The organism is Paenibacillus sp. AGC31 (assembly GCF_057334655.1).
The window spans coordinates 127,873-139,856 of the sequence record NZ_JBHFJH010000025.1 but is presented as its reverse complement, the minus strand read 5'-3'; the positions used below and the strand labels follow the sequence as shown (position 1 = coordinate 139,856).

The 11,984-nt window shown below is 45.3% G+C and carries 9 protein-coding genes; all 9 read right to left on the bottom strand.

All coding sequences use genetic code 11. The features are described 5' to 3' along the window. Positions 1-2 precede the first annotated feature (2 nt). The 9 genes from pstC to ACE04G_RS10830 all read right to left on the bottom strand — a co-directional run bounded on the left by pstC (position 3) and on the right by ACE04G_RS10830 (position 11,923). Positions 3-938 (bottom strand): phosphate ABC transporter permease subunit PstC, encoded by a 936-nt coding sequence (gene pstC, locus ACE04G_RS10870; RefSeq protein ID WP_017690972.1) that lies wholly within the window; start codon positions 936-938, stop codon positions 3-5. A 115-nt stretch (positions 939-1,053) separates the two neighbouring features. After that, complete coding sequence (locus ACE04G_RS10865) at positions 1,054-1,980, bottom strand: phosphate ABC transporter substrate-binding protein PstS family protein (protein ID WP_237177637.1); 927 nt, start codon at positions 1,978-1,980, stop codon at positions 1,054-1,056. 237 nt (positions 1,981-2,217) lie between these two features. After that, positions 2,218-2,439, bottom strand: coding sequence for a hypothetical protein (locus ACE04G_RS10860; RefSeq protein WP_339306610.1), 222 nt, complete (start codon positions 2,437-2,439; stop codon positions 2,218-2,220). A 234-nt stretch (positions 2,440-2,673) separates the two neighbouring features. Beyond that, complete coding sequence (locus tag ACE04G_RS10855) at positions 2,674-3,966, bottom strand: arsenic transporter (RefSeq protein ID WP_339306608.1); 1,293 nt, start codon at positions 3,964-3,966, stop codon at positions 2,674-2,676. A gap of 151 nt (positions 3,967-4,117) precedes the next feature. Beyond that, positions 4,118-6,205, bottom strand: coding sequence for a methyl-accepting chemotaxis protein (locus ACE04G_RS10850; RefSeq protein WP_449004324.1), 2,088 nt, complete (start codon positions 6,203-6,205; stop codon positions 4,118-4,120). Positions 6,206-6,378: 173 nt separating this feature from the next. Continuing rightward, positions 6,379-7,437: an EAL domain-containing protein gene (locus ACE04G_RS10845; RefSeq protein ID WP_449004323.1), complete on the bottom strand. Its 1,059-nt coding sequence runs from the start codon at positions 7,435-7,437 to the stop codon at positions 6,379-6,381. Between the two features lie 211 nt (positions 7,438-7,648). After that, on the bottom strand, positions 7,649-9,922 hold the full coding sequence (locus ACE04G_RS10840) for a bifunctional 2',3'-cyclic-nucleotide 2'-phosphodiesterase/3'-nucleotidase (protein WP_449004322.1): 2,274 nt from the start codon (positions 9,920-9,922) through the stop codon (positions 7,649-7,651). Between the two features lie 477 nt (positions 9,923-10,399). Then, positions 10,400-10,816, bottom strand: a complete 417-nt coding sequence (locus ACE04G_RS10835; protein WP_074093246.1) for a pyridoxamine 5'-phosphate oxidase family protein — start codon at positions 10,814-10,816, stop codon at positions 10,400-10,402. Between the two features lie 648 nt (positions 10,817-11,464). Continuing rightward, positions 11,465-11,923 carry an NUDIX domain-containing protein gene (locus ACE04G_RS10830; RefSeq protein ID WP_449004321.1) on the bottom strand — a complete coding sequence of 153 codons (459 nt, stop codon included), beginning with the start codon at positions 11,921-11,923 and terminating at the stop codon, positions 11,465-11,467. Between the last annotated feature and the right edge of the window lie 61 nt (positions 11,924-11,984).

The window sequence follows — 11,984 nt, the reverse complement described above, 5'->3', positions numbered from 1 at the left end:
TTTCATACCCGGTTTCTCCTTTCAAGCAGGCGAACCAGAATGACGAAGACAAATGTCATCACCAACAGGACAAGCGCCATACTCCACAGTGCATTGTTATGAACAGAACCCATCGTGGTGTTACCCATGCTGAGTGTAATTACACTTGTTAATGTTGAAGCTGATTCGAGCAAGGATGTTGGAACATGCGGTGCATTACCGATAACCATCTGTACAGCAAGAGCCTCACCAAAAGCACGGGCCATACCCAAAACGACACCTGTCAACAAAGCTGGCAAAGTGGTTGGAATAATGACACGGTAGATGGTTTGCCAGCGAGTGGCACCCAGTGCGTAGGAGGATTCACGCAATCCTTTTGGCAACGCGGACAAGGCATCTGCCATAATACTTGTCACCGTAGGGAGAATCATTACAGCGAGAACAAGACATCCGGCTGCAATCCCGACGCCTGTTCCACCAAAGATACTGCGAAGCAAAGGTACGATGACACTCAGACCGATAAATCCGTATACAACGGATGGAATTCCGGACAAGAGTTCAATCGCAGGCTGCAAGATCTTTTTGCCTTTACCCGGAACAATCTCTGTCATGAATAGCGCTGCACACAGGCCAAGCGGACTTGCGATCAATGCTGCAAGCAAGGTTGTAATGAAAGAACCTGTGATGAACGGTAATGCCCCGTAGAACGCAGGTTCTCCGGTCGGATTCCACGTTTTTCCACCAAGGAATTCGCTGATGCTTATTCCATTTTGGAAAAATGTCGATAGTCCCTTGGACGCTACAAAATAAACAATGGAAAACATGACAACGATCAGGAAAACGACACAAATCGACGTATAGATCCGTCCCGTCCACTCTTCCCAATAATGTTTCTCTTTTAAGGGCCGGCGCGGTTTCAACTTGTTATTCATTACCGTTCCCCCTTCGGTCTGTTCCATAACAACCATCCTTCTATAGTAGAATTAATGCAAAATATGGGATTATTTTAGAGCAAACCGCGTAAAGAGGCGGGACCTAAGTCCGCCTCTTTCGCTGTATGCGCAAGTTCAAAGATTACTGAACCACATTACCTGCTGCATCGCGTTTTACTTTCATACCTGACATTGGAATGTATCCAAGTTCTGTCACGTCGTTTTGTTGAATTTCGTCACTCAAGATGTAGTCCAAGAATGCTTTTGTTGCTGCATCAGGCTCACCTTTTGTGTACATGTGCTCGTAAGCCCATACTGGATAAGTTCCTGCTTCTACGTTCTCAACTGTTGCTTCTACACCTTCGTATTTCAATACTTGCAAGCTGTCATCCAAGTAAGACAAGGCGAGGTAACCAATAGCACCTGGCGTTTCAGATACCAATTTTTTTACGTTACCAGAAGAATCTTCTTGAATCGAACCTTGGATATCACCCATTTTTGCACCCAATGCATACTTCTCGAAAGTTGCACGAGTACCGGAACTGCTCGGACGGTTTACAATAACAATTGCTTTATCCGCGCCGCCAACGTCTTTCCAGTTCGTTACTTTACCGGAGAAGATGTCGACCAGTTGTTGCTTCGTCAAATCTTCTACACCTGCATCTTTGTTGCTAACTGGCGCCATAGCTACTACTGCTACTTGATGGTCAACCAATTCTTTTACTTTGGCTTCGTCCTCCAGTTTCTCTTCTGCAAATACATCAGAGTTACCGATTGTAGCTTGTCCGTCAGATACTTGTGTCAAACCAGTACCACTACCGCCACCTTGAACTTGAACCGTTACGTTCTTATATTCATCAACTGCCATAAATTTCTGTCCAGCTTGTTCAACCAGAGGTAGCAATGCTGTCGATCCGACTGCCAGAATGTTACCGCTAAGCTCAGTAGCAGCTTCTCCTGATCCATTGCTTGCGGCACCCTCTGTACCAGCGTCATTTTTCGATCCGCATGCTGCGAGAACCAGTACGAACGTTAAGGTCATCAAAATAAACGGCAACTTTTTAAACATGTTTTGTTTTCCTCCCCCAATGTAGTGATGGCGTTTTGTGAATTTGTTTGTTCACCATCAACTCTTTACTCATTGTAGTTTCAGTATGTCATCTTAAAATCAGTGTTTTGTAAACGCAATGTTAAAAATATCGGCAGCATTTTGAAATATCTGGGATTCAATCTGGCGCTGAAGTGGTCGCTATGGGAATGGACGTTGTTTTAATCCGTATTGTGTCCAGATTTCCATGAAAAAAATTTACTTATAGATATATGAAGTAAGCTGATACCCTGAGTGGCCGTTCCGGTTACGGATCGTTCTTCTGATCGCTGTTGTCTCCAAATTTCTTTGATCAATAATCTTAATTGTTGAAATTCGGATACAAAGGCGAACGCTTCGCTTCTTCAGAATCGATACCGTCCCCTCCACTACGATCGCGGTTTCCCTTCGCTGTGTCAGTGCTCGTTGAATCTCAGGCATCTCAATCTCCTGCCTGGGAAGTAGGCAAAGAAGGCCAGCCCTATAGTGGGCTGGCCTTATGTAAATGCTTTGTTGATTCTTTGATAGAGCAAGAAAATCTGTTTCTTCTATAGAAGTTACAAAAGCAGGAAATAAAAAAACTGCCTCGCTGCCAGTGCGTAGCACCAGCTGTGAGAGCAGCCTTTTACATTACAACAGATTATCTTATTCATACTCAATGTAAAATCTAATTTGCTAACCTAGAATCCATAACCACAATGCCAACCCGGCCAGGGTAATTAACATTGTCGGGATCGTCAGGATGATACCTGCTTTGAAATAATACCCCCATGTGATCTTCACACCTTTGCGGGATAACACGTGCAGCCACAGCAATGTGGCAAGTGATCCAATCGGGGTCATTTTGGGACCCAGGTCGGAACCAATGACATTGGCATAGATCAATGCTTCTTGAATGATACCTTCGGTATGTGCGCCCTGGATGGCTAGCAGGTTAATCAACACGGTCGGCAGGTTGTTCATCACCGATGATAATACAGCAGCGATAATTCCCATCCCGAGCGAAGCAGCCAGCAAACCATGCTCTGCTATGGCATCCAGCCAGCGGCTCAGATGATCCGTTAACCCTGCATTACGCAGTCCATATACGACGATATACATGCCCACGGAGAACACCACAATCGACCATGGCGCTTCCTTGATTACCCGTTTCAGATCAACAGCCTCGCTCTTGCGTGCCAATAAAGCGAACAGCAACGCAACGGAGCCAACGATAACCGACACGGGAATCGGCAGAAACTCACTGGATGCATAGGCAACCAACAACAGCCCAAGCATGAACCAGGCGATTCGGAACATCCGTGGATCACGTATCGCTTCCTTCGGGTCACGTGCAGCGGAGATGTCGTAGCGAAGGGGGATGCTTTTGCGATAGAACAAAAACAACATCCCCGTACTCGCTACGATTGAGAACAGATTGGGTACAACCATGCGTACCGCATACTCCACAAAGGTGATACCAAAGAAATCGGCCGATACAATGTTAACCAGATTGCTGACGACCAGCGGTAACGACGTGGTATCGGCGATAAACCCACTCGCCATCACAAAAGCCAGCACCATACGCTCATCAAACTTCAATGCACGCACCATTGCCAGCACAATTGGCGTCAGAATAAGCGCGGCACCGTCATTCGCGAACAGAGCAGACACCGCGGCTCCCAACAGAATGGAGTAGAAAAACAGTCTGCGACCGTCTCCTCCAGCCAGCCTCGCCATATGAAGCGCAGCCCATTCGAAGAAACCCGTCTCGTCGAGAATGAGAGAAATCATAATAATGCCGACAAAAGCCAGCGTTGCATTCCATACAATGGATGCCACATCCGAGGCATCGTTTAAGCTGACGACTCCACACAATAGGGCAAGTAATGCCCCACCAGAGGCAGTCCAACCGATACCCAATCCACGAGGTTGCCAGATCACCAAGGTGATCGTCACTACAAAAATCAGTATTGCTACGTATACCATAGAGCCTCCTGCTGTACCCTGTATCAATATATTATTTATATGCGCGGAATAACCAGACGATATATTTATACAGGGCAACAGGAACATTGTCTATCTTTATTTTCTTCTATTATAAAAGATGTGGTGAATTATGGCGTTCCAATGTTAGATTTTATTCTTTGCCCTTATCCTTCGGTGTGTCCTCCACCATCTTGAACATGCCAAGCAATCCTTGTAATTGTTCCGCCATGCTATTCAGATGTGCCGAGGATGATGCAATCTCTTCTACCGATGCCAGTTGTTCTTGCGAAGATGCCGACACGGATTCTGTATTCGCAGCCGATTCCTGGGTCACATTCGAAATATCACTCATCGCCTTGGCAACGTGGGATGCACCACTCTCCAGTTGCTTTGTTGTTGCGGACAAGTCATCCAATGTATGAACAGCATCTTCCACCGCCTCCCGAATCTGAGCAAAGGATTGTCCTGACGTATTCACAGCCTGAATTCCTTCTCCCACCCGAGTCTGTGCTGCATTCATGGCGATCAGAGCGGCATCCATGTCCTGACGGATATTATGAACCACCTCACCGATCTGCGCTGCCGAACTTCCGGATTCTTCTGCCAGTTTACGTACCTCACCAGCTACAACTGCAAACCCACGACCCGCATCCCCCGCTCTTGCCGCTTCAATAGAAGCATTTAATGCGAGCAAGTTCGTTTGTTTGGAGATGGATGCAATGACATCAACCATGCTACCAATCTCAACGGAACGGGCATTCAGAGATTGAACCACCGTCCCCAGCTGCTCCACCGTTTCCTGGATACTGTTCATCTGCTCCACAGCCTGTCCTGCTGCCTCATTCCCAGATGAAGCCGCTCCGGACGTATGCCGCATATTTGCCGTAATCGATTGTACACGCTCCGACATCATTCGAACATCTTCTGCCATTCGGCTCATCTGTCCCGATCCGTCTTTCACGCTGTTTACCTGCTGCTCTGCACCTTCAGCCAGTTCCTGAATGGCCAGTGTTGAATGTTCAATCGCTTTGGTAGTTTGTTCTGCACTGGCAGACAACTCTTGAGAAGAAGCAGATACCTGCTCTGTCGTTTCCTGTACGCCCAGAATCATCATCCGCAGGTTATCGACCATACGTTCAAAATACTTCGCCAGTTCTCCGACTTCATCTTTACGCCCTGTTTCCATTTTCACGGTCAAGTCACCTTTGCTCACGGCTCTGGCAGATTCCTGCAGTCGTTTAATTGGACGCAGCATGGAGCGTGTAAACCATATAATAAAGAGGAGTGTAAGGAACGTAGCCGCCAGAATAACAATAAATGTGGCCATGCGAATATCCTTACTTGCATTAGTTACTTCACTCTTGAGCATCGTGCCGGCAATTTTCCAGCCTGTTGCTTCATTTGTTGAAAAAATCATCATCTTCGGCTGATCGTTGTACACGTAATCGAATTGACCTTCTGGACCTTCATACATTTCATCCAGCAAGCCGCTCGTTTCCGGCGTACCTGCATCTGCTACAGGGGATACAACATAGTTTTTGTTTGCATCCATAATAATGACGTAGCCTTCTTTGCCCACCTTAATGGATGCCTGTTCTTGCAGGTCTGTCAGGTCGAGAGACAAACCGACAACACCGGATTGGTCCTTTAATGTTTTGGAGATAAACACAACTGCAACACCATCGGTATTAACAGACACAGCGGATACAACAGCTGTACCTGGCTTTTCCATCGCTAGTTTGTACCACTCCCGCTCCCTAGGATCGTATGCATCTCCCCGTGTGCTGCTCGCTGTTGGTTTACCTCGAACCATGACTCCGTCTGTTGTTCCTACAAAAATATTCATGGCATCGGGATGCAAGCCCAGGTATTGCTCCAGCTTCAACTGAAGCTCGGGACTATCGTTCTCTCCTTTGACCAAGTTCGGATCAAGGGCATCCGCGAAATAGTTAATGTCATGAATCTTGTATTTCACTTGGCTTTCTACAATGGTATTGGCAGTGCTCACACTTTGCATGGCACTATCCACTAATTGTCCTTGTACGCCATCTTCAGCCATCGTTAGTGTGATCAAGCCGATTGCCAAGCTTGGCAGAAGCAGTACGGCCAGGAAGGAGACCAATAGTTTGTTCCTTATATTCCAGACAAAACCTTTCTTTTTTTTCTTTTTATTTTGATTATGTTTTGCTTTGGCAGGTTTAGCTGCTTTCATTGGTTTATTATCCTGAGTTTCACTCATGTCTTTCTCCCCCTCAAAATGTAAAAGTGCCCTCTTTCTTTGTATGTATGGATCAATCTAAAAGGCTTATCTTATATATCGGCTATATGAAGGTTTTTATTTGAGAGAAAAATGTGCAGGCACGCCAAACAAGCCACCTCTGATCAGAAGCGACTTGTACAAGGTACAGGTTACTAATTATTACATGAATTAGATGAAGTATTGCAGTACGGACCGCCTGGCGGTTGTGCCGAGGGTTTACCAAAATAGTAGCCCTGTGCAAGCTCAATACCTATGGAACGACAGAATTCAAACTCTTCCATCCGTTCGATCCCCTCGGCAAGGACTTGCCCACCAAATCGACTCGACATCTCAACAATGTGAAGAATTTTCTCTTGTTTGGTCGAATCCTGATCACAACGGTCAATAAGACTTCGATCTATTTTGACAAAATCCGGTTCTAACCGATTCATCAACTCTATTGTTGAATATCCGGCACCCACATCATCCAGTGCAACAGACATTCCACGGGAGCGATACACCTCAAATATTTGCTGCAAGATGGGCATATGCTGAATCTGCTCTGTTTCCACGACTTCAAACACAAAATCTTTAGGGTCCAGCGAAAGGCGTTCAATCGCTTCAAACGTATGTGTCAGACAATATTCGGGATTGTATATGGAGGAAGGCAGGAAATTTACGAAGCGTTTGACACCATGCGGCAGAAAAATGGCACTGGTCTCAATAGCAGTAATACGTGCCAATCGATCCAGAAAAGAATGCAGTCCAGTCTCACGCGCCACTTCAAATAATTCATAGGAACTGAAGGATTTTCCATTCTCAGCAGGACGAAGCAAAAACTCATATCCGATAATCTGCTCTGATGCATCAACGATGGGTTGCATATGACTGCTGAATTGATGCTCCAGAATAATGGAAACCAGCTCCGCATGCTTGAAACGGGACTCCTGCATGGTTAGACTAATCCAGCTTTCTTCATTAGCCTGTTCGTATATAGGCATAATCTGAACAGTTAGGGAATCACGTAATGTCGGATCCATTTCGCCGATCTTTTCTATTAAGCTCTGAACCGTCTCCAGATTCGAAAAATGCATCCACATCATGTCATCCGACGTCTCGATAAGTCTTCCCGGCGTTTGTAGCGCTTCAAGCAAAGCGGGGGAAATGGGACGCAAGTACAAGGTACCTTGGCCCTCTATAGGATAGATTGGACTGCAGCCACTGCAATTCATGTAGGACCCCCCTTGCCAATTTAGATTCCATGTCCATTAGATTTCACTTGTATATACCCAAAGTTTGTAAATATTATATCATGGGTCTTAAAATTAATCTCTACTGTTTTGATGACTTCCTGTATGACGGTTCTTGAAACAATATATTCAAATTTGCAGAAAAAAAGACCGACAGTCTGATGACTGTCGGTCTCCCTCAACTTATTAAACTTTAAGAAGCGGGAATCACGATTTTCTGTCCAACTTTCAGGTTGTGTACATCTGAGATTTTGTTAGCTGTCGCAAGCTTGCGCCAGTCTACACCATATTTCAAACCGATGCGGTACAAGTTATCGCCTTTTTTCACCACATATACCACTTTGCCGCCAGCTGGTTTCTCAGGCTGTGGCTTGGTCGTTGGTTTGGTTGGAGTAGTCGGCTCTGTAGGTTTAGTTGGCTTTGTAGGCGTAGGAGCAGGCTCCGTACCTGGTTTCGGAGTTGTTGTTGCTTCTCCAGTCAATTTCATGCCGTATTCAGCAAAACCATCATCATTTGTACCGATGAAAGACATCGCCGGGTTTGCTTCAACCAGATCTTTTGCATCCGGGGAAGAAGCAAATACCACTTCAAGGTCGTTAAGTGCTGCTGCGGTTAACCCAGCAGATGGTTTAATTGGTGCCAGGGACCAGTTGCCGTCAGCGGTTGGGTTAATTGTTTTATTCTCACGGATATAGTCGATGATCACTTGACGGTTCTCATCCGGTGCAGCCAGAACGATACGTTTACCGTCCGGGTTAGCCAGCTTGGACGAAGAAGCACGGTAGTTATTCGTCGCTACGATGAATTTTTGCGCTGGGTCAATCGGTTTACCGTTAAAGCTCAGATCCTTGATCCGGCTTGCGGATGCATTAACAACGGTTGCTTTACCGTCATACTTGGCTGGTTGTGTCACATCGATCTGATACGTTACACCATCGATAACATCGAAGTTGTACGTCGGGAAGTCGTTGTTGATCAATTGTTGTTGTCCACCTTTAGCCGGGTCGATCTGGTTGAACTGGCCTGCAGACCATTCCAGCCACTCTTTCAGTTCTGCGCCGTTAACCATTACAGCATGTACCGTATTTGGATACACGTACAGGTCAGCAACGTTTTTGATGGCAATGGTGCCTTTAGGGATATTCGTGTAATACGAAGCGCCTGAACGTCCACCGGCTTTGAATGGTGCACCTGCGGACAATACAGGGATTTTCTCATATTCCGTACCTTGCATATGTTTTTCGACATACCATTTCTGTGCATTCGTTACGATCTGAATGGATGGATCATCCTGTACCAGAGCGAAGAAGCTGTTGATAGGTGCAGTCGTTTCGCCGACCGGGCCACGAACATACTCCAATGTACCTTCATGCTCTTCATGAACCGCATCAATGATGTCCTGATCCGCATCTACCAATGGTTTTTTGCCCGCTGTGTCATAGATTGGGCGTGCTTCCGTTTTGGAATCGACCACTTTCCATTTGCCATCCACTTGTTCTAGATCCAGATCAATAATCCCCAGGTGATCCCCCCAGAATCCTGGCTCTACAGCAGGAACGCCATTGATTGTCCCTTTCTCAAGGTCTACCCCTTTTTTGCCGGCAAAATCAGCACTTGGGAATACTTTGTGAGCATGTCCAAACAGAATGGCATTAATGCCTTCTACCTGGCTCAGGTACAATACGGAGTTCTCCATCAGATCCGTTTGAGGGATATCCTCAAATCCGGAGTGAGGGATGGCTACAATAATGTCGGCACCTTCGGCTTTCATTTTTGGAATGAATTTTTTCGCGGTAGCAATAATATCCTTGGCGATTACTTTGCCTTCAAGGTTAGCGCTGTCCCACTGCATGATTTGTGGCGGTACAAATCCGATCACACCCACTTTGATCGTATGTTCTTTGCCAGTCTCATCCGTTACCTTTTTATCCAAAATCTCATACGGTGTGAAATAGTTCTTGTCATTTGTCTCATCATCATCACCATCGTCTACATAGACATTGGCATTAATGTAAGGGAAGTTTGCTCCCTCCAGCGTCATGTCCAGGAAGTCCAGACCATAGTTGAATTCATGGTTACCGATGTTACCTGCATCATAATCGAGCAGATTCATCGCTTTATATACAGGGTGAGTCTCACCCTTTTTCAGTGGATCAATCTTCGCAACATAGTCTCCCAGCGGGTTACCCTGAATCAGATCACCATTGTCAAACAGCAAGCTGTTCTTGGCTTCATCACGCGCTTTTTTGATCAGTGTCGCTGTTTTGGCGAGTCCATACTGGTCTGTCTCTTTGTCGGAATAATAGTCGTAGTTAATCAGATTGTCATGAATATCTGTTGTCTCCATGATCCGCAGTTTAACTTTGGCAGCATCCGCAGCCGATACTGGTACCGGAAACACCGCAAGCACGTTTAATGCAACCAAAGCGGCAGTCAGGCTTGATAATACTTTTTTACTCGTTTTCAAAATAACCCCTCCCGGTTATGTACATTGAATCATGCATTAATGGGCAAACGAAGAGCGCAGAAAAAAGATAGATTTCATGGGTTGTGCGTACTGACGCTCTGATGACATGCATCGGAATTTCAGGTAAGTTTATCTCACATGAACATCTATTTAAGTCTGTGCTTGTCGTTTACATTCCAAATCATAACGCAATGTTCAGTCATTGAAAAGCATTATTTTTTACATTACCCGCACATACCTAGGCGGTTTTACATTATCATGCGTGATTTCGACATTTTTTTCAACATTTTAGTAGGTATATAGTGCTTATTATCTTTAAAATACGTATATTACATATGTCTTACATGTATATCCAATTCATCGTTATTCATCCATACCAAAAACCGTGAAACCTTAATGGCTTTCACGGTTGGATTAAACTCTGCGCGTATTTTCGCATAAGGACGCTACTTTGCAGAGGTTATGTTCATATTCGGATTATTGTTCCCACACATGATGTTCATGATCTTTCCCTGTATATTCAATACGAGTCGGGGTGATGTCCAGAATGACATAGTTTGGATCATTAGGTCCATCGAACCACGCCTTCAGTTCGTCGTTCCACACTTGCTCGCGCAAGCCTTCGTTCTTTGTCACTTCACAGGTTCCTTCGATCTCAACCACTTCTTTGGAGCCACCAGCCTCATAACCAAGTAGCAGGCTAACATTCGGATTATTCTCCAGTTCCTCTACTTTGTGTGTACGGCGGTTCGTTGCCAGATGAATGTTCAGTCCATCGTTGAAAAGCGCCATATAGCGGGATTTCGGTTTACCATTCTCCACAGTGGAGAAGCTGCAAAAAGGGTTGTTTTCCAATGCTTTTACAATGTTTTGTTCCAATTCAGTCTGGTTCATGGGAAGTGCTCCTTTCGGTTTGGGGGAATATTGGAAGGACTATGTAGAAGGCCGTTGCGGGTACGGATCGTTCTTTTGATCGCTGTTATCTCTCAATGATTGATCCTGATCTCTTCCTCGTATACATTGGATTAAAGACAATTTACACTGACACTACGATGACAGAATAACCTTCCAATCGCTGTTATCCCCAGATTTTTTTGATTCCCTTTTCTCAAGGGGAAAATCCGGTGATAAAGGCGACCGCTTCGCTTTTTCAGGTTTCTTCTGTCCTCTCCGTTATCGTGTAAATGTTTAATTCAATGGATATACAAGTGAAAATCCAGGATGCCAGCAGACACTTCGCTTCCTCAGAATCGATTCCGTCCCCTCCACTACGTCTACCGTTCTTCCAATTAAGGGTGAATAATAAAAAGTACAAGAGAAGTGTAGTTGTTACTATCTCTTTGTGTTTAATGACAGTTCATTAATCCCTTATTACTAGAGACAGCTTAATGCAAATGCTTTTGTAATAAGCCTGTACTTATAGTGTACCCACCTCACCTATGGTGAATCCATGAACCGATACGCTAACGTGACAAAATTGGAAAAGTTCTTTATAAAAATGTTTACATAAAGGGGTTAGCACGATATTTCTTCTTGGCTGGTTTAATTCAGATCTCCCAGATAGATTGATGAAGCGCCTGATTTAAGAAGCAATTCGCCAATCGTTTTTGGATATAAACGAATCTGGGACAGCTCTTCAAGTGCAATCCATTCCACGGATACTTGGTGGTCGTCTGGATTGGAGCCTTCAAAAACGCTTGCCTCCGGATCTATCAGGCTGCACGCAAAATAAAATTCAACCTGGTGGATATCTGCATCCCACTCGGCGAATTCATGATTTTTACCGATATACTCCCGGATATGTAACAGCTCTCCCACGTTCACGGCCTGACCAATCTCCTCCAGACATTCGCGCGCGACCGCATCCCTGAGTTCTTCACCTTTCTCCTGTCCTCCACCTGGGAACACATAAGCGGTACCATATTGGTCTTCCAGCCGGATGACCAGCAATCGTCCATCCTGCACAATGACAGCCTTTGCCGAGTTGCGTATGGGTTTCATTCTGTTCATTCACTCCTTGTCATTCCAAAATTTCAAAGTTCAATTCGAACAACCTGATAAA